The sequence below is a fragment of the Flavobacterium aquariorum genome (assembly GCF_003254745.1).
GTDB classification, from domain to species: domain Bacteria; phylum Bacteroidota; class Bacteroidia; order Flavobacteriales; family Flavobacteriaceae; genus Flavobacterium; species Flavobacterium aquariorum.
Genome location: NZ_QKXH01000006.1, coordinates 29,598 through 54,768, shown reverse-complemented (window position 1 = coordinate 54,768; position 25,171 = coordinate 29,598). Strand labels below are relative to the sequence as shown.

At 33.7% G+C, this 25,171-nt stretch carries 21 protein-coding genes and 1 pseudogene; 13 read left to right on the top strand and 9 right to left on the bottom strand.

Annotated elements, in window-relative coordinates:
- Positions 1-13: 13 nt before the first annotated feature.
- From DOS84_RS10360 to DOS84_RS10325, 7 genes are all read left to right on the top strand, one after another.
- Positions 14-1,363, top strand: a complete 1,350-nt coding sequence (locus DOS84_RS10360) for a sigma-54-dependent transcriptional regulator (RefSeq protein WP_111410058.1) — start codon at positions 14-16, stop codon at positions 1,361-1,363.
- 181 nt (positions 1,364-1,544) lie between these two features.
- Positions 1,545-2,699: a sensor histidine kinase gene (locus DOS84_RS10355; RefSeq protein WP_341537929.1), complete on the top strand. Its 1,155-nt coding sequence runs from the start codon at positions 1,545-1,547 to the stop codon at positions 2,697-2,699.
- 750 nt (positions 2,700-3,449) lie between these two features.
- Entirely contained in the window at positions 3,450-4,190 is a 741-nt protein-coding gene (locus DOS84_RS10350; RefSeq protein ID WP_243636362.1) for a helix-turn-helix domain-containing protein, read from the top strand.
- A 153-nt stretch (positions 4,191-4,343) separates the two neighbouring features.
- Positions 4,344-5,399, top strand: a complete 1,056-nt coding sequence (locus DOS84_RS10345; protein WP_111410055.1) for a serine hydrolase domain-containing protein — start codon at positions 4,344-4,346, stop codon at positions 5,397-5,399.
- A gap of 594 nt (positions 5,400-5,993) precedes the next feature.
- Positions 5,994-7,205, top strand: coding sequence for an efflux RND transporter periplasmic adaptor subunit (locus DOS84_RS10335; RefSeq protein WP_207802048.1), 1,212 nt, complete (start codon positions 5,994-5,996; stop codon positions 7,203-7,205).
- Positions 7,202-7,954: an ABC transporter ATP-binding protein gene (locus tag DOS84_RS10330; RefSeq protein WP_111410052.1), complete on the top strand. Its 753-nt coding sequence runs from the start codon at positions 7,202-7,204 to the stop codon at positions 7,952-7,954. Before DOS84_RS10335 ends, DOS84_RS10330 begins: the two co-directional genes overlap by 4 nt.
- The gene (locus tag DOS84_RS10325; RefSeq protein WP_111410051.1) at positions 7,951-9,171 is read left to right on the top strand and encodes an ABC transporter permease; all 1,221 of its coding nucleotides are present in this window, start codon (positions 7,951-7,953) and stop codon (positions 9,169-9,171) included. The genes DOS84_RS10330 and DOS84_RS10325 overlap by 4 nt, the downstream gene beginning before the upstream one ends.
- Positions 9,172-9,335: 164 nt before the next feature.
- Here the strand turns inward: DOS84_RS10325 and DOS84_RS10320 are convergent, their stop codons facing one another.
- The 4 genes from DOS84_RS10320 to DOS84_RS10305 form a co-directional block, all read right to left on the bottom strand.
- Positions 9,336-10,478 (bottom strand): hypothetical protein, encoded by a 1,143-nt coding sequence (locus tag DOS84_RS10320; RefSeq protein ID WP_124020632.1) that lies wholly within the window; start codon positions 10,476-10,478, stop codon positions 9,336-9,338.
- A 41-nt stretch (positions 10,479-10,519) separates the two neighbouring features.
- Entirely contained in the window at positions 10,520-13,153 is a 2,634-nt protein-coding gene (locus DOS84_RS10315; RefSeq protein WP_111410049.1) for a DUF5916 domain-containing protein, read from the bottom strand.
- 45 nt (positions 13,154-13,198) lie between these two features.
- Positions 13,199-14,542: a beta-alanine-activating enzyme beta-propeller domain-containing protein gene (locus DOS84_RS10310; protein WP_111410048.1), complete on the bottom strand. Its 1,344-nt coding sequence runs from the start codon at positions 14,540-14,542 to the stop codon at positions 13,199-13,201.
- Between the two features lie 106 nt (positions 14,543-14,648).
- Complete coding sequence (locus tag DOS84_RS10305; protein ID WP_111410047.1) at positions 14,649-16,502, bottom strand: alpha-amylase family glycosyl hydrolase; 1,854 nt, start codon at positions 16,500-16,502, stop codon at positions 14,649-14,651.
- Positions 16,503-16,710: 208 nt separating this feature from the next.
- On the opposite strand from DOS84_RS10305, the gene DOS84_RS10300 reads away from it, so the two are divergent.
- Together DOS84_RS10300 and DOS84_RS10295 are read left to right on the top strand one after the other, a co-directional pair.
- Positions 16,711-17,781 (top strand): sensor histidine kinase, encoded by a 1,071-nt coding sequence (locus DOS84_RS10300; protein ID WP_111410046.1) that lies wholly within the window; start codon positions 16,711-16,713, stop codon positions 17,779-17,781.
- A complete protein-coding gene (locus DOS84_RS10295) occupies positions 17,768-18,499 on the top strand; it encodes a LytR/AlgR family response regulator transcription factor (RefSeq protein ID WP_111410045.1) in 732 nt (243 codons plus the stop codon). The genes DOS84_RS10300 and DOS84_RS10295 overlap by 14 nt, the downstream gene beginning before the upstream one ends.
- 435 nt (positions 18,500-18,934) lie before the next feature.
- Here the strand turns inward: DOS84_RS10295 and DOS84_RS10290 are convergent, their stop codons facing one another.
- A complete protein-coding gene (locus tag DOS84_RS10290; RefSeq protein ID WP_124020631.1) occupies positions 18,935-19,363 on the bottom strand; it encodes a response regulator in 429 nt (142 codons plus the stop codon).
- 18 nt (positions 19,364-19,381) lie between these two features.
- Positions 19,382-19,852, bottom strand: a complete 471-nt coding sequence (locus tag DOS84_RS10285) for an NUDIX hydrolase (protein ID WP_111410043.1) — start codon at positions 19,850-19,852, stop codon at positions 19,382-19,384.
- 325 nt (positions 19,853-20,177) lie between these two features.
- Here DOS84_RS10285 and DOS84_RS10280 point away from each other — a divergent pair, with 325 nt between their 5' ends.
- Both DOS84_RS10280 and DOS84_RS10275 read left to right on the top strand, forming a co-directional pair.
- On the top strand, positions 20,178-20,438 hold the full coding sequence (locus DOS84_RS10280) for a heavy-metal-associated domain-containing protein (RefSeq protein WP_111410042.1): 261 nt from the start codon (positions 20,178-20,180) through the stop codon (positions 20,436-20,438).
- A gap of 105 nt (positions 20,439-20,543) precedes the next feature.
- On the top strand, positions 20,544-20,927 hold the full coding sequence (locus DOS84_RS10275; protein WP_111410041.1) for a hypothetical protein: 384 nt from the start codon (positions 20,544-20,546) through the stop codon (positions 20,925-20,927).
- 276 nt (positions 20,928-21,203) lie between these two features.
- Here the strand turns inward: DOS84_RS10275 and DOS84_RS10270 are convergent, their stop codons facing one another.
- The 3 genes from DOS84_RS10270 to DOS84_RS10260 form a co-directional block, all read right to left on the bottom strand.
- A complete protein-coding gene (locus DOS84_RS10270) occupies positions 21,204-22,514 on the bottom strand; it encodes an erythromycin esterase family protein (RefSeq protein ID WP_111410040.1) in 1,311 nt (436 codons plus the stop codon).
- Between the two features lie 138 nt (positions 22,515-22,652).
- Positions 22,653-22,850, bottom strand: a complete 198-nt coding sequence (locus DOS84_RS10265; RefSeq protein WP_111410039.1) for a DUF2188 domain-containing protein — start codon at positions 22,848-22,850, stop codon at positions 22,653-22,655.
- Positions 22,851-22,866: 16 nt separating this feature from the next.
- A complete protein-coding gene (locus tag DOS84_RS10260; RefSeq protein WP_243636361.1) occupies positions 22,867-23,343 on the bottom strand; it encodes a YbhB/YbcL family Raf kinase inhibitor-like protein in 477 nt (158 codons plus the stop codon).
- 658 nt (positions 23,344-24,001) lie between these two features.
- Here DOS84_RS10260 and DOS84_RS19225 point away from each other — a divergent pair.
- Together DOS84_RS19225 and cfa are read left to right on the top strand one after the other, a co-directional pair.
- On the top strand, positions 24,002-24,166 hold the full coding sequence (locus DOS84_RS19225) for a hypothetical protein (RefSeq protein ID WP_207802046.1): 165 nt from the start codon (positions 24,002-24,004) through the stop codon (positions 24,164-24,166).
- 12 nt (positions 24,167-24,178) lie between these two features.
- Positions 24,179-25,120, top strand: a pseudogene (gene cfa, locus DOS84_RS10255) (cyclopropane fatty acyl phospholipid synthase); the annotation flags it as partial.
- Between the last annotated feature and the right edge of the window lie 51 nt (positions 25,121-25,171).

Here is a 25,171-nt window from a genome sequence, read left to right as displayed (position 1 = left end):
AAACCGAACAATAATGAAAAAGACCAACTCATCTATATTAATCATAGACGACCAAGAAGATATTCTTTTTGCTTCCAAAATGCTACTTAAAAAGCATTTTGAAAACATTTTCACGCTCAATAACCCAAAAAATGTGGTTGAATTATTGGCAAAAAATGTCATCGATGTCGTTTTGTTGGACATGAATTACAGAATAGGTTTTGAGGACGGTAGAGAGGGTTTGTATTTATTAAAAGAAATAAAAACACTTTCGCCCAGAACCGTCGTTATCTTGATGACTGCTTTTGGCAAAGTCGAAACGGCTGTAGAAGGCTTAAAATCGGGCGCTTTTGACTATATTTTAAAACCTTGGGAAAATGAAAAATTACTCAGCGTTGTAAAACAAGGTGTTGATAAAAGCAGAAAAGAACAAAAAAAGCAAAATAATGTTGAGAGTATAGAAGAATTCTTCGTTGGTAACTCAGATGTTATCAAAAAAGCTTATTCACTAGCGGATAAAGTAGCCAAAACCGATGCCAATGTTTTAATCCTTGGCGAAAACGGAACAGGTAAATATGTTTTGTCACATCATATCCATCGACAATCGGAGCGAAAAAGCAATCCATTTATTCACATTGATTTGGGTTCATTGAATACCAATATTTTTGAAAGTGAATTATTCGGTTATGCACAAGGCGCTTTTACTGATGCTAAAACGGATACCGCCGGACGCTTTGAAATGGCTCAAAATGGAACTGTTTTTTTGGATGAAATAGGAAACGTTCCTTTGCATCTGCAATCTAAACTTTTGCAGGTTATCCAAACAAAAACGGTAACCAGATTGGGAGAATCAAAAGCGAGGCCTTTGAATGTCCGCATCATAACGGCTACCAACCTAAATTTGAAGGAAGAAGTCGCTGACAAAAATTTCAGAGAAGATTTGTATTATCGTATCAACACTATGGAAATTGTTTTGCCACCATTGCGGGAGCGAAATGAAGACAAAATTCCATTATCGCACTATCTTTTGCAAAAAATGATGACTAAATACGAACGAGACGAAATCACTTTTGACGAAAAAGCATTAGACCAAATAGAAAAACACGCTTGGAATGGTAACATCCGGGAAATGGAGAACCGAATTGAACGTGCCGTAATTCTTTGCGAAAACAATCACATTACTGTTTCAGATTTGGATTTGGAACACATAACAGCTTATGAAGAAAATCAAGAAGATATTCAGCTGTCTGCGGTTGAAAAATCAGCTATTGAAAAGATACTGACCAAGAACAATAACAATATCAGTAAAACTGCTAAAGAATTAGGTTTGACAAGAGCATCTTTATACCGACGCATAGAAAAATATAACATTACCATTGGCTAATATGCATAAATCCCTGAAAATACATCATTTCCTTTTTCTCCGATTAATATTTATTCTTTTTGGTACGGGAATTTCCATATTTCTTCTTCAAAAAGGACTTGTTTTTTCGGCTATATTCGGATTTTTTATCATTTTTCTACTCCTTCTTGAACTGTATTTTTATCTAAAAAATGCATTTTCAGTGTACGATAGAACAATTACTTCGATTTTGCAAAATGATTTTACATCCAATTTTGCAAAGTATAAATCCTATCAGAACTATTCCGCTTTATTCAAATTGTATGAAACTTTAAAAAGAAAAGGAAATGAGCAGGTTTCAAAAGATATTGTGTACCGTTCTATTTTAAACAACATCGAAACAGGAATTATTATTCTGCAAAAGGAAGAAACGGATTGGAGTATTTTTTTAATGAATGATTTTTTCTCCAAACATTTTGATGTGCCAAAAGTTTCCAAATGGAAGTATCTGAAAAATCATTTGCCTTCGCTATGTGAAATTATTGAAGGTCAGGATTTTCAAGAAATTAAACAATCATTGGAGATTCGTGTTAATCACCAGGACACACAGACGTTTGTGATGCAAACTTCCAGAAGTCAGATTTTCAATCACGATTACTTTATTGTTTTACTGGATTCGATTCAAAATGTAATCGAGAAAAAAGAGAAAGAAGCTTGGATTAATCTAATGAAAGTCATTTCCCATGAACTGTTGAATTCTATAACTCCAATTCGGTCACTTTCTCAGAATCTGCAGGACTTGGTGCAGCAGGATACCATTTCGGCAGAAGATCTGGACGATATGAAAAGTAGTGTTGCCACGATGTTGAGACGAAGTGATCATTTACAGCAGTTTGTAGAAAGTTACCGTAAACTGGCCATGTTGCCCTCTCCCAAAAAAGAAAAAATTGAGCTTTCAAAATGGATTGAAAACAGTTTTCAAATTATGGCTCCATTGTTTAAAAAAGAGAAAATCGAAGTAGTGAACATGATTGCTTTCGACCGTAGGTTATATATTGATCCGCAACAAATGGAGCAGGTATTGATTAATCTTTTGACAAACTGTATTTATACTTTGAAAGAAACGATGAATAAACAGATTATTGTTTCGGCTGAAGTCAAAGAAAAAAGAACTTTCATAATGATTACCGACACCGGAAAAGGCATAGAAAAGGAAATTGAAAGCAAAATATTCCTTCCCTTTTTTACCACCCGAAAAGAAGGAGCTGGAATTGGACTGACCTTGTCTAAAAACATTGTCGAAGCACACGGCGGTTATCTGGCCCACCGGAATGATGACGAAAAAACCACGTTTGTAATTTGTCTGCTAGATACTTAGTTTTAATTTCAAATTCATCTCTAGCTTTACCATATTTTCAGTTTACGAAAAAAAACTTTCCAATTCACTGAGAAGTTATATAATTCTTACAAAACTGATTGCAAACCAATTTATACAATATTTCAAGAAAATTTCAGTGAAATGAAGCTGAGAAATCATTTTTATTCCAATTTCAAAAAAGTTAAAATGCAGTAAAATATTTCTTATATTCGCTTGAAGAAGTACCCACTTTTAGCACATAACTAGCGTAGAAAGTTGTATTGAAGCCTTTTTTGGAAGTTATAAAAGAGTTAACTATAAGCTTAAAAAAAATGCTTTTTCGAAAAAAAAGAATAAAAAACAAAAAAGTAATTGATGGAAAAAATTAATTTATTGGCTACAATTTCTGTAATAACAATTTTCATTTCATTATTTCTATCATTTTTTTTGGTTACGGTTAAAACAGAACATAAATTAAGTAATCGTCTTTTCGCTTTTTTTCTAATTTTGACGGCAATTGATATTAGCATAAATCTAGTCGATTTGTTTAAATTCTCTTTGAATATAAGAATTTTTATAAGCACATTTTTTTTCTTACAGCTTCCCGCTTTTTATTTATATGTCCTTTCTGTCTGCTATTCTGATTTTAAGCTAAAGCCAAAACATTTAGCGCACAGTATTCCTTTTTTGACAGCAAATTTAATTTTACTGCCCTGCTTCTATGCGGTTAACCTAACTTCAAAGATTAAGTTTCTTGAAAAAAGCAGCAGCATGCCAGAAGTACAATTTAACCATATTCTTGTACATGTTCAAATTTTGTTATACATCATTGCTGCTTTTATGATTTTGAGAAAAGCAAAGAAAATATATCTCGAAAATTACTCAGGAGCATCTATAGAATCACTTAAGTGGCTGTTTCAATTTACTGTGGCATTATCCTTTTTTTTTATAATTGCGCTGTTCAAAAACATATTCAAGTTTACGGAACAGCCTAATGTTTCCGAATCGTTAAAAATTGGACTTTTCTTTTTTCAGCTGATTATCATTTTTTGGTACTTATACAAAGCCCTGAACAATCCAAGTCTGTTTAGAAATATCGACTCAAAATTAAAACTGGTGGAGGATATAATTTTCGAAGAAAAAAACAGCTCGCAATTAGCTATAAATGAAAAAGAATACAATTCAGCACTATTGAAACTGAAGCAGTATATGATTGATGAGAAGCCATTTCATAACCCTTCACTGACAATTCAAGACATTTCTGCTGCTATTGAAATTCCTGTTCGAGACTTATCGATTTTAATTAATCACAAACTAGAACAGCATTTTTATGATTTTATTAATACCTACCGCATAGAAAGTGCAATGAATATTTTAAAAGATACAGCAAAAAGTAAAGTGACTGTTTTAGAAATCCTGTACGATGTAGGTTTTAATTCAAAATCTTCTTTCAATACGGCTTTTAAAAAACACACAGGTTACACCCCGACCGATTACCGCAAAATCCTATAAAACAGCGTTTTGTAATTATTCGTACTTATTTTTAAAATTACTCGTACTTATTTTTTAAAACAAATGCGTTCGACTGTTTTTATTCGGTCGCCCAGCACTAATTCCTGTCACATATTTGTATCGAAATAATTATTTAATCAAAAAAACGATACAATGAAATCATTACATTTTTTAGCAGCACTATTATTATTAAGTACCTTATCTTTTGGACAAGACATCACCAGAAAGATTGATTCAATAATAAAGGATAATTATAAAAAAAATCCTGGCGTAGGGATTAGCGTTGGTTTTATCAACAATAATAAAGAATACTATACGGCATATGGTAATCTGGATACAGAAAGTCAAATTAAAATTGATAAAAATTCCATATTCGAAATTGCATCGATTACTAAAATTTTAACTTCAAATTTAATTGCACAAGCCGTTATTGATCATAAAATAAAAACGACCGATTATATAGACGGCTTCCTTCCCAAGGAATATATCCTGCATGAAAATCTTAGAAATAAAATAAAAATTTCGGATCTGGCTTCTCATCAGTCAGGTTTGCCAGATATAGATTTTGGAAAGCTAATAGAGATGAATCAGCAACAGCCTATCAGTAGTGTAACTGAAAAAACACTGGTTACAATAATCAATGATTGCAGTCAACTAAAAGATTATGGTAAATACCGATATTCTACGATTGGATATACGTTACTGGGACAAATATTAGAAAAAGTATATAACAAGAGTTACGATGAAATAATTAGGAGTAAAATAATAGATCCTTTACACATGGCAAATACATTAACTATGGACTTTAATGTAATAAACAGAACTATTGGTCATAATTCCGAGGGCGGTATTCAGGAATTTTTAAAATGGAATATTACAGCACCTGCAGGTTTAGTAAAATCTAATGCTTCTGATATGATTGCGTTTTTAAAAGCGGCGTTAAATAAGGAAACTGCGGTAGGTAAAGCGGCCATGATAACTGAAAAAATCTTCTATAAAGATGATAAAAGAGAAATGGGATTAGGTACAAATATTATGACAGATGATAAAAATACAATTTACCAAAAGTCAGGTGATTCTATGGGCCAATCTTCTATTATATGTTATAATAGAGCCGAAAATTGGGGTATTATAATCCTTCTAAACCAAAGAAACTCAAAAATGAGACAAAACCTGCTGAATGAAATTTATGATGCCGTTCTGAAATAAATAAAACCATACCCGAGGGGCAAATAATACTCTGAAAACAGGAAGCACAAAGGCAGTATCTCACTAACTACATAAGTTGAAAAGTTAGTGGGACACTATCAAATTTTTACATACAGTGATACCAGCTGTAGGTCACCGGTTTCCAGAAGTGATAATATCAAGATTACCTTCTTTATCAATATCTTGCAGTCCAATGTTGCTTAAATCTGAAACTGGGTATAAAGTTTTTGGTTTAAAATCCCCTGACTTATAGTTTACTAAACAGATAATTGAATAGTTGTAGCTAAAAGTGATATCTTGACCAAATCGTTCAGCTAAATCATATTTATTAGCCAAACATACAAATATCATCAAACCCATCTCGATAGATATATCCAACTCTTATCATGTCAGTGCCAAAATCATTAGTAATATTTTACAAATTTTAAAACAAGGACATAACTCATTAATAATCAATATATAGTAACTTTGCTAAACCGAAACTACAGCATTGTAAAATTTCATAAAAATAAAAAAATCAGCAATTTAAAACACTCCCATTTGGTATCAAAAACATATCCTTTTTTACAACTGAAATAAAATAAAATTATAAAAATGAAAAAATGGGTTATCATATCAGCAGTAATTCTAGCCGTTATAGTAGCTCTATTTTATTTTATTAATCACAAAAAAATAGCTATTGAAACTTTTGAAACCAGCAAAGCACATTATGGTTATATTGCCAAAAGCATCACAGCCACGGGAACAGTAGAACCTGTCGATACAGTTTCAGTCGGTTCACAAATTTCAGGTGTTATAAAAAATATCTATGTCGATTTTAATTATGTTGTAAAAAAAGGACAATTAATCGCAACTATTGATCCTTCCATACTATTAGCACAAAAAGAACAATCCAAAGCCAATCTTGCTAATGCAGAAAGCAATTTGGAATACCAACGAAGCACTTACGAACGTCAAAATAAATTGTTCCAGTTGGGTGTCATTAGCAAAGCGGATTACCAAATTGCCCAAAATAGTTTTAATAGTGCCAAAGCCGCCGTTGATAATGCCAAAGCACAATTAAAGATCACAACAAAAAATCTATTTTACACCAATATTTATTCTCCAATTGACGGAATCATACTCAATCGAAACGTTAGCGAAGGCCAAACTATTGCGTCTAGTTTTAATGCTCCAACTCTTTTTGTCATTGCCAAAGATTTGACTAAAATGCAGGTTCGGGCAGCTGTAGATGAGGCCGACATCGGCAATGTGACATCGGGTCAAAATGTAAATTTTACCGTAGATGCGTTTCCCGATGAAGTTTTTAAAGGAACTGTCAAAGAGGTTTTACTCCATGCAAAAGTATCATCAAATGTAGTTACATATACAACCCTGATAAATGTTGACAATACCAATTTGAAACTAAAACCGGGAATGACTGCAAACATCAATATTTATATAAAAGAAGATGCCAAAGCATTATTAATACCATCAAAAGCTTTGGCATTTAAACCAGATAGTATTGCCGAAAAACAATTTGTGATTCTGCACTCCAAAAAAGAAAATACTAATCAAACTAATACTAACGCCAATCAAAAAGGAAGTATTTGGATCAAATCAGGCGATACTCTTTTTGAAAAAAATATTGGTATCGATATCAATGACGATAGTAATGTAAAAGTTACGCAAGGGCTAAAAGAAGGCGATATAGTAATAACCAATAGCCAAAAAAGTATTAAAAAAATAGAAGAATCAACCACTCAAACCAGTCCATTTATGCCAAAAATGAACCGTCGAGGTTCTACAACACCTAAAAAAAAATGAGCGTAATTGTTGATATAAAAAACCTCAAACGAGAATTTATCATTGGTGACCAAACGGTAAAAGCACTTGATGATGTAAGTTTTACAATTAATTCAGGTGAATTCATTACCATTATGGGAAGCAGTGGTTCTGGAAAAACTACATTGCTGAATATTTTAGGTTGCCTCGAAAAACCAACTCAAGGTACTTACCTACTCGATGGCACTGATGTAAGTAATCTTTCCAAAAATGAATTGGCCGCTTTACGCAATTCTAAATTGGGCTTTGTATTTCAATCCTACAATCTTCTACCCAGAACATCTGCGCTTGAAAATGTAGAATTACCGCTCCTATACAACAATAAAATTTCATCAAGAGAGCGAAAAGAAAAATGTATAAAAGCTTTAGAATCCGTAAAATTATCAGATCGAATATATTATTTATCCAATCAATTGTCTGGCGGGCAACAACAACGGGTTGCCATTGCAAGGGCTTTGGTCAACGATCCGGTTATGATCCTAGCCGATGAAGCCACAGGAAATCTGGATTCCAGAACCTCCTACGAAATTATGATGCTCATTCAAGATTTGAATGCTCATGGCAAAACCATCGTATTTGTAACTCACGAGCGCGACATTGCAGCTTTTAGCAAGCGAACTATTACATTAAAGGACGGCAGAATTTTAAGCGATACAATCAATAAAAAAGTGAGTAGTGCCAAAGATGTTCTAGAAAATTTACCTCCAATCATAGAAGAGCCGATTAAATGAAAATCGCCAATCTTTTAAATATTGCGTGGCGAGCTATAAGTCGCAACAAAATGAGAACCTTTCTTACAATGTTAGGCATTATCATTGGTGTAGCGGCCGTAATTGCTATGCTTGCTATTGGTGAAGGTTCAAAACAAAGTATAGAAAGACAAATCACCAGTATGGGAAGCAATATGATTATGGTACGCCCTACCAGTAATGTAGAAGGAGGTGTTAGAATGGACAATAGCACAATACAATCACTTGACGAAGAAGATATTATTGCTTTGAAAAAAAAACCACAATACATCAATGCAATCTCTCCTGTAGTTTCCATGAAAGGACAAGTGGTTAATGGCACTTACAACTGGAGCACCACGATTCAGGGAGTCACTCCAGAGTTTTTATTCATCCGAAGTTGGCCATTAAAAGATGGAGTACCATTTACCAATCAAAATGTGAAAGCCGCATCCAAAGTATGTTTAATAGGAGTAACTGTAATGGCTAATCTTTTTCCTGATGGTGGAGATGTTATTGGAAAAACTATTCGGTTCAAAAAAATTCCTTTCAAAATAATTGGAATCCTCAGCAAAAAAGGAAACAATTCCTTCGGACAAGATCAGGACGATATGATTTTAACACCAATAACAACCGTTCAAAAAAGAATTCTCGCTACCACTTATTACCAATACATCTACGCTTCTGCAATTGATAAAAATTCCTCCGATAGTGCTTCGGCAGAAGTTGAAAGAGTACTTCGAAAAACCCATAGATTAAAAGAAACTGACGAAAATGATTTTACTGTTCGAACACAAACGGAACTCGCCAATATACTGACCTCAACAAGTAGTATATTGACCATTTTACTTACCGTAATAGCTGGAATTTCTCTGGTTGTTGGCGGTATAGGCATCATGAATATCATGTATGTTTCGGTTACGGAACGGACCAAAGAAATTGGCTTACGCATGGCTATTGGAGCTCGTGGCATTGATATTTTAATCCAATTTCTAATAGAAGCCATTCTAATCAGTATGACAGGTGGAATCATTGGCGTTATCATTGGAATATCTGCTACAAAATTGGTTACTTACTTTATGCATTGGCCAACGTTAATTAGCCAGTCATCCATTTTTATTTCATTTTTAGTTTGCTTTATTACTGGGGTATTTTTTGGTTATTATCCTGCTCTAAAAGCCTCTAAACTTGATCCAATTACTGCATTGAGATTTGAATAATCTGAATCGTTTTAACAATTTTAAATTCAGATTTAAAGCCTCTAATACGTTATAACAATTGTTAACTTTATTTCGAAAAATCTCGATATACCACTATAAAAAATCCACCAAAAGTTTATAAACTCCTGGCGGAATTTAAGCTAAAACTCAATACAAATTATTTACTATTTATCTACCTCAGCGTATTTTTTTGGAACATCTGCATATTCCAAAATTTGTTTCCAATACTCTTCCAAACTATTTGGCCTTGGTCTCCAATCTGGATCTGCTACATTTTCTTTGGCCTGTTCCCAATTTTTTTCTGTTAGAAAAGCAGTATCAATATCGCAGCCCGAAAGCTTTTTCAACGGTTTTAAAAATACATAGCCATCTGCAATATCTTCCAAAGCACAGTTTTTATGTCCTAAAGAATAATAACTATCATCTCTCAACTTACCTAAAGGTGTATTGACCAGATCAAATCCCACAGGTTCATACTCCATTTTTTGCATTATAGTTTCTATAGCACCATTTGCTGGCGAAACCAATTCGGGCTTGGTATCGGGACGATTCATGAAAGGTTTGTGCAATAAAACAGTATACACTTTCTGCGGATATTTAGCATATAAAAGGTTTCCAAAATAGCCATTTTCCAATCTAACAAAATCTTCTCCCAAGAAATCATACACCGGAAATTTATATCTGGTGAAGGCATGAATATCTCCTGTAAGAATTAAAATTTTATCATCTTTTGTCATAATCTCTTTCTCAACTATTCCAAACCTGTATATCTCTGTATTTCCTTTATAAAATACTTTCATCATTTTTTCTGGAGTTCGATAACCTGAGAAAGAAGACCAATTGTATCGGTAACTTAAATTTAGAATACGGAATTTCTTCGCTGATTCGGGAAGTGACTTATTAAATAGCCAAGCTGCTTTATATATATCCGTATATCCTTTAAAAACCCATCCCGAATTGTAATTAAACATCAATTTTCGGGCTATATTTTCATTATATTCTGGTGCCAGAATTAAAGAATCCAGCGTCTTTTGATTTTCGCTTGCGCCAAATTCCATTCCAATCGTGTAAACCCCATTTTTATACAAAAAAGGAATCAAACTTTTGACCAACTCAAGATTTTCCTTAATCCTATGTTCTTCAGACAAGAGCACTATATCTCTGGTTGCAAACTTAGACACAATGTATTCCTGAGGTGACATTTTGTTTGCAGACAAATATTGAAGTGGTCTATCTATAGCCTCTGTTTGTGAAAACAAGCATACTGGAAGGAGTATTACAAAGAATGAAGAGATTTTTTTGAACATAATAGTATCTTTAAAATTTATAAATAATCGATAGTTTGCAATCATAACAAAAAGCGATACGTTGCTTTTAATATAAATGTATTTTGAGGCTGCTTTCCTAATATTTGAGTATTTAAATTTACAAACAAATCATCAATAGGATTTCCTGAACCATTAGTACCTTGAGACCATACCAAATAAATTTCGGAACCTGGTATGTATTCCCAACGCAAAACCAAATTGGAACGAAATTGAACAAATGAAAAATTAGGATTCAAAAAAGAATAATCAGTGGTGCCATTTTGATTTTCATCCACATTATAAATATTTGTATTACTGTCGTAGGAGATTTGATTGTTAGCATACGAAACCGTCCGATCCCCAAAATAATAGGCTCTAGGGTTAGTAACATAATTAAAGTTTGAATATTTTCCTGTTGAAGCAAATGGCTGTCCATAATACTGAATGGTGAAATTTGGGTTAATATTATAATTCAACCTCAAGGAAGCGCTAACAGTTTGTTGATCTAAATGCGAGGTGATATAACGTGTGCCATTCTCAAAAGAAGATTGGGTTACATATTGTGTTTTACTCTGGTTGATATTAAAATTAGGATTAATCGTAATTGACACCGAATTTGTAGGTTGATACGTGACACTCGGATCCAATTCCTTGTACGAAAACGAATTGTTTTTTCCTTGTGCAAAAAACACCCCCGCCTGAAAACGAAGTTTTTTTCGGGGATCAGAACCAAAGACATTATAACTCACAAACTCTTCTGAGAATCTGAATTTTGGTCCGCCTTGCAAATAGGCATTATTGAACGTTCTGGGTTTGTATGAAAAACCAATATTGGCCCACCAATAATTTTTGAATTCCGCTTTTCCTAAGATATCATAATATGTTCTGTTATGAAAACCTCCAAAATCATAGGTCGTAAATGGTTCAAAACGCACCATTCCGCTTCTGAAAGCACCAAAAGGTTTTAAAGCCTGATAACTAACGTATAATGTTTGTTTGATTTCATCGGCTTGACGAAGAAAACCAATATCATTGAGCTCTAATTCCGGTGAACGCCAAGTCACACTCGCATTATATCGCCAATGCCCATCAGACACCTTGCCTGCTTCGATCTTCCCTCCTGTTCCAGTCAAAGAAGTACGATCATTATCGACCGAGACATAATTAGCATCAACCCGTTGAAACAAATGAGTTATTTCCTTTTGTGTATTGGTAATGGATTCTTTAGATCCAAAAACGTGGCTGCCCACAATATTTCCAGCGACAAAATACTTCCTGTCTTTCCAATTGTGCTTAAAATCCAATCCACCAGAATATGCCGCTGCTCTCAAAAAAGTAAATTGTGGCTCGTCTGTATTTCTATTGGTTGCAGTTACTATAGCGCCCAAAAAACTGTTTCTATCGTTAAAATCTTTTTGAGCACGTCCAACAAAATAATTTGTAAGCGGTTCTACCAACACATCCTTACGTTCCAAACCATTATCAATTTTGACATATTCATTCCCAGTAACACTCTCCAAAATACCTAAAGACCATCCATTTTTGGTTTTACCACTGAATTTTGCAGCACCCAAAATGGTAGAGTTTTGTGGTCGTTTGACAAATTCTCCTTTTTGAGTTGAAATGATTCCTTGCGGACTTCTGCCAATGCGTCTGGAATAAAAGAGATTGTCTTCGTTATTTGCAAAATTATAGTCAAAAATGTTTTTGTTTTCAATAAAAAAAGGACGCTTCTCCTGAAGAAATACTTGAAATCCATCCAGAGCAATCACAGCTGGATCGGCTTCAACCTGTCCAAAATCTGGGTTAATAGTTAAGTCCAAAGTCAAATCGTTTGTGATCCCTATTTTGGCGTCAAGCCCCGCTTTCAAACTGAGATCCTGCCCCTCACGGAAAGGGTTTCCTGTTTCTTGCTCATAAGTATCTAATTGCGTTAAGAAATAAGGCTGAATTTCGAGTTGTTTTTGTGGTTTCAAATGAACTAAACCACGTAATTCTCCAAACTCGCTTACCCAGCCAGGAGCATCAGCAGGTATGCGTTGCCAAATGGAGCGTTCCTGCTTTCTGAAATATCGGCGTGTTGCCTGAAATCCCCACACTTGATTCTCACTAGCACTAAATTTTAGCTGGCTCAACGGAATTTTCATTTCGGCAGTCCAACCTTCGGAATCCACATTGGTTTTTACATACCAGATTGGATTCCAGCTTGCATCCCAATTATTGCCGTTATCGGCAATAAATTCGTCACTTTTTACTCCTGATGCTGATATTGTAAATGAAAATCCAGTTCGTTTATCATGATAGCTATCGATGTTTACTTCCACAAAATCACCATCAAAACCGTCACGTCTCGAAAGGCGTTTTACAATTTTATCCGGTTCTTTATCATAACATTTAAAAGCAACATACAAAAACTTGGAATCGTATAGTATTTTAAACTTGGTCTGCTCTGTTGGAGACGTATTTTCATCGGGAAGATTCTCAATAAAATCCGTTTGCCACTCCACAATATCCCAACTTGTATCGGTTAAAACACCATCAATTATGGGAGTATCTAAATTTTCTAAAGATTTTGTGGTATAAATTCTCTTTTCATTTTTAGGCATATCTTGCCCTGAACAAAAATAAAAAGAGAATAAGAATACCAGCAAAAATCGTATTTGCTGAATAATCATATAATTTTATTTATGTCTAATTTATTTGTAATCTGATGCGTTTAATTATTTCTTATTCTGTAATTCAATCGCATAACAATTACCATCGGCACTTCCAAAATAAACAGTATTATTGGTCACAAAAGGAGAAGAAACAATGGACCCCAATTTATAAAACTGATCCATCACCGCTTTGTTAGTGTCATACATCGAAATATCTCCCTCTTTGACAACATAAGAAAAGTCAAGAAGATTATTATTTAATATTTCAGGAGAAAATAACTTTCTGTTTTCAGTGCTAAAACTATTCCATTCTTTGCCTGAAGATTTCGTGTTTACAGCGAAAAAATTACCCGTAAAGTCCCCAAAATAAGCAGTTTCCCCAGCTATCGCAGGAGAAGAATATACATAACCATTTGCTTTAAACTTAAATATTTCTTTACCCGTTTTTGCATCCAAACCCAGTAAGGCGTATGTATCTGAAGTACCTACATACACAACATCATTATCCACAACCGGCGAACTGATTATCCAGGAATAAGCGGCATCATACTTCCAAACCAATTTTCCTGTTTCGGCATTGAGCGCAAATAAGAAAGGATCACGAGCTCCAAAATAAACCATGTCATTGGCAACTGCCACAGTCGATTCAATTCCTTTGAAACCAATTTGCGTTCCTGTTTGAAATTTCCAGCGCTCTTTACCGGTTTCCATATCTATCGCATACAAATTAGCATCCCAGCTCCCAATGTACAATGTTTTTTTATACAGAACCGGACTGCAGTGAATTGATCCTTTTGCTTCAAACTTCCATTTCAGTTCACCGGTATTGGCGTTGAGTGCATACACGTTACCGTCACTGCTCCCAAAGAAAACACTTGGATTTTGTTTATCAGGATTTATGACTGGGGATGATAAAAAGAAATCCCACAAATCATCCATGTACTTATCAACAGGTTTCAATCCCAAAAAGCCTATTTCGCCAGACCATTGTTCTCCACCCGTTTTAAATTTCCATTTCAAATGACCGGTTTTAGAATCAATCGCATAATAATAGCCATCAAAACTACCTATGTAAACCATGTTTTTGAAAACAGCCGGAGAGCTATGTACAGCACCTCCGGTTTTAAATTTCCAATGTATTTTACCTGTTTTTTCATTGATAGCATAAAGATTGCCATCCTCACTGCCGATATATACTATTCCGTCATGAACAATTGGCGATGAAAAGATTTTACCATCTGTTTTAAAAGACCATTTCAGATCACCCAAAGGCATATATTTCTCACCTTTAAATACGCGATTTCGAAATGCACTTATAGTTCCGCTTTTTTCTTGTTGTCCAAAAACATTAGAATTATTTACATTTAAAAGAATTACTAATACTAATACCAAATACTTTCTTTTCATATCATGCCTTTTTATAAATACCAATCTGTTAATAATAAATATTTTAAAATCTTATTTAGCCAAGATAAATATTTTATTACAAAATAAAAAACAACTGTTTGTTTCCCTATTTTTTCAACTCCAACACCCACATTTTCATCGCAGGAATAGTTGTTTTATTCGAAGTATTCAAGCTTTCCTCAGAAATAACATTTTTTGCTGATGTAAAGCCAGTCGTTCTTTCATCATACTTTTGAAAATCAATTTCTTTTTCAGAATTGCTTGTATTCATAACACACATTATGGTTTGATTTTCATCGTATCTAAAATAAACATACAAACCATCTACAGGAACATAATGCATCATTTTTCCCGTTTTAAGCGCCGAAGAATTTTTTCTGAAATTGCCGAGTTTACGAACTAAGTCCTGTGTAGATTTTTCATCGTCTGTCATTCCTTTTCCAGTAAAGGCATTTTTGGAATCTTCTTTCCATCCACCAGGAAAATCGGCACGCACCAGTCCATCGGGATTTTTAAATCCTTTCATCAATACTTCAGATCCATAGTACAATTGCGGAATTCCTCTACAAGTTAACAACCATTGAAAACCCATTTTTTGCTTTTCGACATTCTCTCCTACTACGGAGAAAAAACGTGGTTCATCGTGATTGTCCAATAAGAGCACTTTCTGCATTGGATTTTTACTCAAAAAATCACTACTCAATGTATAGTACAATCTGCTCACTCCTTCTTTCCAACCAAAAGGTTCTGTCAAGGCTGGAATAATTCCGTAATACAAAGCCTGAAAATCCACAACTGACTGCAAGTTGCTTTTGAAACTAACATCCATATTATTTTGCTCAAAATATGCCTGATTGGCTACACCATGAACCATTATTTCTCCAAAAAAAGTCATTTTCGGGAACTCATCCATAATCGCTTTGTTGCAGCGATTGGCAAAATCCAAATCATTATAAGTGTAAGTGTCCAAACGAATTCCGTCAATACCAAACTTTTCAATATGCCAAATACAATTTTGAATAATAAAATTGGCCATAAATGGATTACCTTGATTGATATCGGGCATGATCTTGTCAAACCAACCATCACTCATTCGTTTTTTATCCGATTTGGTACCATATGGATCAAACAAAGGAATCTCTCTAAAATTGGTTTGTGTGTAGGTAGGCCAACGATGAACCCAATCATTGGCTGGAGGATCCAGTTCTAAAAAGTGAAAAGATCCAATATGATTATAAACCGCATCAAAAATAAGCTTCATGCCTCTTTTATGCAATTGATCACTCAACTTCCCGTACAAAGCATCATCACCATATCGCTTATCTATTTTATAATGATTAGTAATGGCGTATCCATGTTCTGTCCTTTTTTCCATATCATTTTCCATAATTGGAGTAAACCATAATGTGGTAACGCCAAGCCCTTGAATATAATCCAGATTATTCATTACTCCCTGTAAATCACCTCCATGACGATCAAACATTTCGTTTCGGTTTAGGGATTGATCTCTCAAGCCTTTTACCTTGTCATTTGTTACATCGCCATTACTGAAACGATCTACCATGATCAAATCAATAAAATCACTTGACGTTACTCCTTGAGCATATTCTGTTCCATTGCCTGATCTTCGATTATAAAGTGGCCATTTTATTTTTTGCTTTCCTTCTTTTTGATTCAATTCGATAGTCACATCTCCTGCAACTGTCTCGGGTGCAATAACGATATCTACGGCAATATATTTTTGGTTTGAAAATGAATGCGTTTTGACTACAGTTATTCCTGGATAGTTTATACTTATTTTATCCGAAGCAAACAAACCATCGGTACTTCGAATCAGTAATTGGATAGAATTAGTCTTCATCCCTGTCCACCAATTTGTGGGATAGACCTCAATATTTTTGGCATTTGCTACCAAAGAAAAACCAAATAATAGCATTAAAATTAAAGCTGATTTCTTCATAATTATTGTTTAAGGTTTAAATAGTTTGCGAAAGATATTTTACTTTTCATTTATCTTAAAGCCTCTTATTTAAACAACCTGATTTGTGTTGCAAACAACATTTTAAAGTCTCATGTCATTTAAATACAAAAAAGTGTTTTCTGCAACAGATCAATTTTGATTCTAAAACAAAACACTTAGCTTTACATTTCAGAAAACAAATTCGGCAATGAATGATTCAGTTATGTATTCCGGAAGTACATCCCAAAAAATAAAAATGTATACCATCTATTGGTTGGGATACATCTTGTTGTTCAGTTTAATTCAAGGTTTGCCGACAGCCGATTTTTGGAGAGCCTTATCCAATGAATGCTATAGTGTACCTCCCAAAATACTCTTTGTTTTGTTGATTGTTGAAGTTGCCATGCCGCTTTTATTCTTCAAAAAAAAGAGAGCTCTTTTCATTATAATTTATGTGCTTTCAATCCTTTTCTTTGCTTTCATTCAGCGGTTAATTGATAATTACATTATTATAGCTTTCAATTTAACCGAATGGAAAATCGAACCATTATTTTCAGCTCCCGCATATTTGTATAATGTGATTAAACTACAGTTTGTTATTACTATCCCTTTGGCAATAAAATTAGTATATTATCTTGCTGAAGAGAAAAACAGAGTTCAAGCAATCCTGTCTGAGAAGTTAGAAGCTGAATTATTTTCATTGCGAAATCAGTTTCATCCTCATTTTTTATTTAATGTTCTCAATAGTTTGTACTCGAAAATCCTGAGCAAATCGGATGATTCTGCTGAAATTGTACTTCAAATTTCAGATTTTCTTAGGTATTCCGTTTATGATGTGAATTCCAGACACATTCCTTTGGAAAAAGAAATTGAATATCTAAAAAACTACATTTCGTTGCAGCAATTGCGATTTGATAACCGACTTGAACTGAGTTTTAGTACCAATGGAATTTGTAAAAATCAATTTATCGAACCATTTTTAATCCTTCCATTTATTGAAAATAGTTTCAAATATTGCTTAGACGATGCCTATTCCCAAGCATGGATTACCATTTCTATTTCAGCTTCAGAAGATTGGTTGACTATTAAAATTGAGAATAGCTTACCGCCAGACTTTTCAAAAAACAAAAATATGGAAAACCCATACAGCGGAGTCGGAATCGCTAATGTGAAAAGAAGATTGGAATTGCTCTATCCAAATCAGCATAATTTGATCATCAAAAATGAAGAAGATTCGTTTTTTGTTTCTTTAAAAATAAAAATAAATGACACCCACTAGAATCAATTGTATCATCATAGAAGATGAACTTCCTGCATCCATATTACTTGAAATGCATATTGCCAAATTTGATTTTTTGGATTTGAAAGGAAAATTCATGAGTACAAACAATGCTTTGAATCTTTTGAAGATCCAAAAAATAGATTTGCTTTTTTTGGATATAAATTTACCAGGAAAATCGGGTATAGAATTTGCAAAATCATTACCAAAGGATATCGGAATCATTTTCACAACCGCCAACCCACATTACGCAGTGGAGGGATTCGAATTGGAAGCGATTGATTATTTATTGAAACCCATTTCATTCGATCGTTTCTCGAAAGCAATACAGAAATATTGCAAAACTCAGAAAACAAATCAGGAATTTGAACAACTTTCTAAAGCAGAAACAGAGCGCCCTTTTATTTTTGTCAAGTGCGAAAGAAAAACACTAAAATTGTATCTCGATGAAATTGACTATTTTGAGTCCCAAGGCAATTATCTCTTAATTCATACTGAAAAAGATTGCTTTAAAACACATCAATCCATTACGGAGATGATCGAAAAATTACCCGAAGGTATATTTTACAGAATTCACCGCTCTTTTTTGATTACTTTAAAAAAAGTTAATCAATTCAGTAGTCGCACTGTTACCATCAAAAATAAAGTTTTACCTATTGGACGATTATACGCTTCAAAAACGAATGATTTATTGCAGTCGATTCAGTTGAAGTATTAATTTTTTTTCAAAACATTCCGCAAATAATACTATTTTTTGTTCTACCAATGTGAGTCTTTTGACCGCCACTAATGCCAAAATATAAAAACTACGTATAAAGGTCTAGATACCCCACTATGATATTTGTCTGAATTATTGAATTCTGCAAATGTGGCGTGTCATCAAGATTATTTGATTAGGTATAAGGAAAAAAAAGCGATACAATTTCCTAACAAATCAAAACGTTAAAAGCTCTATACTTTTTGGAACCAAAACGCATAATTAAGGTTTATGCATCATACCAAACCTCCATTTACATGATAATGAAATACAACTCTCATACTAGTAAAATGTTTCGTTTCCCATTATAAACTCTCCTATCTACTCTGCTCACAATTTAACTTTTATTCGTATTCATGATACTCCGTTTGAATTTTGCAGCTATACATTAGAAATCTAAAGTAACATCTTCGTAATAATATCCTTGTTTAATGGCTTTTCAATGTAGCCGCAGACATTTTTGTTTTCATTTGCACGATCTTTATCAAGCTGATCAGTGGAAGACGAAAGCATATAAATTTTTAGTTCCTCTTTTATACGAGCATCAAAACCCTCAAATTCTTTTAGGAAATCCCAGCCTGAAAGAATAGGCATGTTAATATCCAGAAGTAGTATCGTTTTCTTTCCAAAGGAATCGGCATAATTGGACTTGATATATAAAAGCGCTTTTTCCGGATTGGTAAATGCTAACACCTCCGCTTCAGGAAAAACGAGGTTGATAACTTTTCGGCATATAAGGTTGTTAACGGAATCATCATCAACAATAATAAATTTTTTATTCATTTTAAAAGAGCTTATAAATTCACTTACAAATTTGCTTTTCAATTGGGTCTTTTAGTCTAATTAATTATCAAATTCTATCTTTCCAAGTAGTTGTAAAATAAAATCTCCCATTTCCTTGTTGATTTTCTCTAATGCTTCATCCACTGCAAACCATTGCCCTTTGTCAGTTTCGGGAAAAATTTGTAATATCCCAGACTTTGGGGGCCATTTCATTTCAAAAGTATTAGTCGATATTGAATTTGTATCGATATCCTTTTCCAGAGCCCATGCATAAACTATTTGACCGGATTTTAATTTTATAGGAGAAAGTTCAATGAAGCTTCCTTCTAATCGCATTCCAGTTTCTTCCTCAAATTCTCTGATTGCCGCATCAAATGCATCTTCTTCATCATTAAATTCCCCTTTTGGTATTGACCAATGTCCCCTGTCTTTATTTTTCCAGAAAGGACCACCGGGATGTACTAGCAAGACAAACAATTGATTACTAACCTTTTTATACAAAAGTATTCCGGCGCTTTTCTTTAGCTTCATTTTTGAAAGGTCTTCGTAAAAAGAGTCTTACTTATAGCATTAGGATTTGATGTAAATTAATCTTTTTAATTGACCATCGCAATACCCACTTTTGGTGATATTTCAATTTAAAAAAATCAGAACGTAGTAGACATTATCCATGTGCTATCCACTTTTTCTATTTATTAAAATTTTGTACAAATAAGTATTCATTCTAAAATTCAACAAGTGATATTTCTGCTCTATTTTTTTTATTTATAAAACATAAATCACTAACTTTAAACAACTTAAGCCATTTATATAAATTACATCCAAACTATATTGCTAATCTTTAAAAATAAAAAAAATGAGCGTTCTAACAAATAATGTAATTCCAGGAAATTATGGTAAAATTTTTGGAACAAATGCCGTGAAAGATGCTGATTTAATGAAAATCAAAGCCAGTCTATTGGAATTAGACGGGATAGCAGATGTGTTATTGAATACAGAAATTTTCCCCAGAGAATTGACGGTACACACAAATAAAATGGTTTCCGTAGCCGATATTGAAAACACGGTCAAATCAGTTGGTTTTCATGCCATTCCGAAGGATTTATTCGAGCTTTAATATTTTGAAATAAATTTCGCTTAATATTTTGTCTTTCGCAATTTCTCCTAAAATAATAAATAATACCGATTCAGTCAATCTCAAACTATTCAAAAAAAGACTAAAATGGAAGCCAAAAAAACAATTTCTGAATTACACGAAGAGCATAAAACTTGGTTAAACAAACTTTTGTTCTACAAAGATGAACTTAAAATTATGGATAACCGAATTTTGGAAGTGGCAAGAAAGAACACTTCAAAAGAGGTACAATCCTTGACTGATCATTTTAATAATCAGCTGATTATTCAAAAAGAACAGATTGACATCCTAAGCCATGATATTAAAAGTCACGAATCGTATCTTAATGCAGCAGTGATTGATAATGATAAAGGTATCTATAATGAAATTTTTTTAGACCATAAAAAACACAGGGAAAGTATAGCAATTTTTGAAAAACTATTTAAAGATTTGAGAGAAGAATTGATTGATTTTCTGTCGAAATGGATGTGAATTAAATAATTTGATACTGACTTTCTTTTTGAATTACTATTGAAGTAGAAAACTTTGCATCTATTCCGTAAGTCGTTTTACTACATTTTGCCGTAATAAATCGAAAACACAGTATTCAAGTAATTGCAATAAAAAAAATATTCTCATTTTAATAGATAGGTCATTTCTCATTGACAGTCATGGAATACAATTCCGTGACATCGAGTTTTCTGTTGCTGCATTGTTGATTCTGAATGAATATAATAAACCTGATAAAATTTCTGAACTGTAATAATTTCAGACACCCCAAGGATATGTCTCCGGCATTTGTAAACCGTCTGGCTTTATATGCAAGGAATTAAGAGCCTTTGTTGTATCAAGGTAGATAAATGCTTCGTAACGCTCGGGAATAATACTCGGGACATAATTTCCATATTCATAACCAGGGTCATAAACCACTCCTATGGCACGGTGCCCAATAGGGTAATTGAAATTTTCAATATCCTTCGAAAAAATCAATTTGTCATAAGGACCAGCTTCATGCAATAAGTATTCCCAGCTGTCTTGTTTCGCTTTTGGTACCTGCATTTTTTTCATTTCTGCCCCCCAATTGTATCCTGCGATTACAGTTCCTTGATAAGAGCCGAAACCGATTCGCATTACGCCCTCCTTATTGTGTTCTTCCTGTATCAATTGACCAATATTAATCAACCCGGAATGTTTCATATTTGTTGCCCTTGCATCACCTATATGCGTATTGTGCTCCCAAATAATTATTTTGGAATCCGAGCCGTGAAAGTTCATTAGTCGGTTTACCGTATCGGACATATGATGATCACGAATATTCCATGTGAATTCTCCTCCACTCAGCATAGCATGATAATACCGTTCTGCATTTAATGCCACAAAGGCATTCTGTTCTGCATTAAATACTGCTTCATGATCTGTATCAAAAAAAGGCATACGGTTCCTAATATTTACCAAAAGATCTTGGACTTCCCGTTTGCACGAAAAAGGGATGCCGTAGCTTCGTTCAGCATAAGAAAACCCTTCTTTAATATTGAAAGGTTCAAAGCAATCCATCGCTTTCTGTACTGAGCGAAACGCAATAGGATCTTTTTTATGAAGATAGATGAGTATCGCTTCCATAGATTCCCATAAGCTATAAACATCTAGTCCATAGAATCCTACTTTCTTATTCGGGGGCAGTTTCTTATTGTATTTATGCATCCATTCAGTCAATGCAACTGTTTCCCAGTTCGCCCACATCCACGTGGGCCAACGATTAAACTCTTTTAAAACTTCTTTTGCATTCTCGCCCGAGTTCTCATAGCCCTTAACATAACGATTTAGTCGATAGCAATCTGGCCAATCTCCTTCCACTGCTATCATCGAAAAATTCTTTTCTTTAATAAGCCGCTTACTGATGCGAGTACGCCAAGTGTAATATTCATGTGTCCCATGGCTTGCTTCTCCCAATAAAACAAAACGCGAATCGCCAATTTCATCTAAAAGCACATCAAGATCAGCATCTGTATCTAACTTATGTGAAGCCTGTTGTAATTGATCAACATTTCTGGGAATATCTTTTGATTTTACTTGACTCATTCTCTTTTTTTTTGGATATTACTGAATTAATATGGAATCAACATTTCAATGTTTTCTTTTCCTTCTGTTTTTATTCCCATCTTTATAAAAAGGAATTATAATACGAACCAGACCATGCCTTTTTACATTGGTAATCCTTTATTTTTCAAGACTATCCACATTTAGACCATGCTTTACCGCCCACTTTTTGGCTTTGCTGATAGCTGTCGCTATTAAAATTCCTTCATCCATATTCCTTTCTTCAAGTAAAGCATTTGCAATTTCGATGGCTTTATTTCGCACCGCTGCAGGAAGGTTCTTCATCGAATTAGGATAATCCGTTTTTGTCCACGGCATACTATTTAGATTTAAATTATTTTTTAAAGAGGCCAATTAGACTACCCGAGGCAAGAATATGCCCGTCCATTGCTTTAAGCAGAACATTTTTATTGGCTCCTAACGGCAAAATCAATTTGGCATCAAGTGCATATACCTTGAAATTGTAATGGTGTGTGCCAGTAGGCGGGCAAGGTCCAAAATATTTGTTTTCACCTTTTCCGTTTTTTCCTTGTATTCCGGGAGCGCTATTTTCATCAATCATGGAAATTACAGGGACATTCCACATAACCCAATGTACAAATGTGCCATTAGGAGCATCAGGATCATCAACTATAATCGCTAAAGATTTTGTGTCATTTGGAATATCTGTTATGGCAAGAGCCGGATTGATATTGGAGCCAACGCAGGTGTATTTTACAGGAATCCACTCGTTGTTTGAAAAAGCGGGGCTTTTAATAATGAGCGGTTTATTAAGTACAGTTGTCATAACTAATAAGAGTAAGATTTTCATGTTAGGTTCTATTTTTTATCCAAATTTATCTTCAACCCCCAAGCTCGATATGCCTTTTTTCTCCATCTTTTTGGGGACAGTTTCATATCTAAAAGTGCTGCACTAAAGTTCTCCACACTTGTTGTTTTTATCACTTTTACATCTTCCTTTTTTAATTTTATATTTATGTAATACATTTAAAATCTTCACATTACATAGCAATAAAAATAATAATAAATATTCCAATCAAGGGTTAAATTAATTATAAAAGATTTGAAGATTCTTTAAAAGATGATTTGAATACTAATGATGGACTTTACTTTATTTTTTTTCAGGCTATCCACTAATCCACTTATTTGTCTAGTCTATTGAAGTAAATAATTGCCTATTTTTTTGTACTTTTATTAGGCATTTTTTTTAATTCATTCCATTATGAATTTTAATTACAAAAAATTTGATGCGGAGATTTCCGAAGAAACATTTGTAATAAAATTATACTTTTTTGAATTACACTATAAAATATAATAGCCATACCCAAACATAAAAACAGAGCCTACTAGAGCCTACTATAGAATCTAGCATTTATAATTATGCCCAATTATTCGATTGATTTTTTAATTGGTTTGTAATATTGTCCTGTTAGAAAAAGGAACTTTGTAATTACGTAAATTTTGAAGATATGAGTATGGATAAAATATCAATAGAACGATTATTATCAGAAGCAGGGATTACCATAGATGGAAAAGAACCATGTGACATTCGCATAAAAAACCAAAAATTTTATACACGAGTATTGCGTGATGGATCAATTGGATTAGGCGAAAGCTATATGGAAGGCTGGTAGGAATGTGATGCCCTTGATGAATTTTTTTGCAAACTTTTTTTGAAACAGATCGAAAAGGGATTTTTAGGAAATTTCAGAACTAAATTACATCTCTTAAAGGCAAAACTATTTAATCTTCAAACCAAATCAAAAAGCCAAAACGCAATTATGAGCCACTACGACATTGGTAATGAATTATATAGTAAAATGCTTGATCCGTTAATGATGTATTCCTGTGGCTATTGGAAAAATGCCACAACATTGGCTGAAGCACAAGAGCAGAAATTAAAACTGATTTGCGAAAAACTACATCTTAGCCCAGGCCAGAAAGTACTTGATATTGGCTGTGGATGGGGAGGATTTGCATATTATGCCGCTAAAAATTACAAAGTCAATGTCGTTGGAATTACCTTATCAAAAGCACAGCAGGAGATTGCAAAAAAACGTTGCAGCGGATTGAATGTTGAGATCCGCTTTCAGGATTACAGAGATATTGATGAACAGTTTGATCGCATAGTTTCTATAGGAATGCTTGAACATGTAGGTTATAAAAACTACAATAAGTTCATGCAAACCCTTAATAGAAGCTTGACAGATAACGGAATATGCCTGCTTCATTTTATCGGGGGAAATGAAACCAATCTGACTTTAGATAGATGGATCAATAAATATATTTTCCCAAATGGCCTAATACCTTCAATGGCACAAATAGGGAAAGCAATGGAAAACCAGCTAGTTATCGAGGATCTTCACAATATTGGCATCCACTATGATCATACTCTTAAGGCTTGGCATAACAATTTTATAAATTCGTGGGATGAACTCAAAGATAATTATAACAATACTTTTTATCTGAAGTGGATATATTACCTTATGTCTTCGGCCGCGTCCTTCCGTTCCAGACGACTCAACCTTTGGCAAATTGTAGCCAGAAAGTCAGGCCGTCTTATAGAGTATCAACCTATACGGTTTTGATATAATTTTTCATGAATCAAATTCAGGATACACAAACGGTAATAATTCAAT

Bases quoted from the DNA above. Each gene is read 5' to 3' on its own strand.
- DOS84_RS10325 (WP_111410051.1), top strand. From the start codon at position 7,951: ATGAAAATCGCCAATCTTTTAAATATTGCGTGGCGAGCTATAAGTCGC.
- DOS84_RS19225 (WP_207802046.1), top strand. From the start codon at position 24,002: ATGAGTATGGATAAAATATCAATAGAACGATTATTATCAGAAGCAGGG.
- DOS84_RS10305 (WP_111410047.1), bottom strand. From the start codon at position 16,502: ATGAAGAAATCAGCTTTAATTTTAATGCTATTATTTGGTTTTTCTTTG.
- DOS84_RS10330 (WP_111410052.1), top strand. From the start codon at position 7,202: ATGAGCGTAATTGTTGATATAAAAAACCTCAAACGAGAATTTATCATT.
- DOS84_RS10295 (WP_111410045.1), top strand. From the start codon at position 17,768: ATGACACCCACTAGAATCAATTGTATCATCATAGAAGATGAACTTCCT.
- DOS84_RS10285 (WP_111410043.1), bottom strand. From the start codon at position 19,852: ATGAAGCTAAAGAAAAGCGCCGGAATACTTTTGTATAAAAAGGTTAGT.
- DOS84_RS10335 (WP_207802048.1), top strand. From the start codon at position 5,994: ATGAAAAAATGGGTTATCATATCAGCAGTAATTCTAGCCGTTATAGTA.
- DOS84_RS10270 (WP_111410040.1), bottom strand. From the start codon at position 22,514: ATGAGTCAAGTAAAATCAAAAGATATTCCCAGAAATGTTGATCAATTA.
- DOS84_RS10260 (WP_243636361.1), bottom strand. From the start codon at position 23,343: ATGAAAATCTTACTCTTATTAGTTATGACAACTGTACTTAATAAACCG.
- DOS84_RS10280 (WP_111410042.1), top strand. From the start codon at position 20,178: ATGAGCGTTCTAACAAATAATGTAATTCCAGGAAATTATGGTAAAATT.
- DOS84_RS10300 (WP_111410046.1), top strand. From the start codon at position 16,711: ATGAATGATTCAGTTATGTATTCCGGAAGTACATCCCAAAAAATAAAA.
- DOS84_RS10310 (WP_111410048.1), bottom strand. From the start codon at position 14,542: ATGAAAAGAAAGTATTTGGTATTAGTATTAGTAATTCTTTTAAATGTA.
- DOS84_RS10320 (WP_124020632.1), bottom strand. From the start codon at position 10,478: ATGTTCAAAAAAATCTCTTCATTCTTTGTAATACTCCTTCCAGTATGC.
- DOS84_RS10360 (WP_111410058.1), top strand. From the start codon at position 14: ATGAAAAAGACCAACTCATCTATATTAATCATAGACGACCAAGAAGAT.
- DOS84_RS10315 (WP_111410049.1), bottom strand. From the start codon at position 13,153: ATGATTATTCAGCAAATACGATTTTTGCTGGTATTCTTATTCTCTTTT.
- DOS84_RS10350 (WP_243636362.1), top strand. From the start codon at position 3,450: ATGCCAGAAGTACAATTTAACCATATTCTTGTACATGTTCAAATTTTG.
- DOS84_RS10265 (WP_111410039.1), bottom strand. From the start codon at position 22,850: ATGCCGTGGACAAAAACGGATTATCCTAATTCGATGAAGAACCTTCCT.
- DOS84_RS10345 (WP_111410055.1), top strand. From the start codon at position 4,344: ATGAAATCATTACATTTTTTAGCAGCACTATTATTATTAAGTACCTTA.
- DOS84_RS10275 (WP_111410041.1), top strand. From the start codon at position 20,544: ATGGAAGCCAAAAAAACAATTTCTGAATTACACGAAGAGCATAAAACT.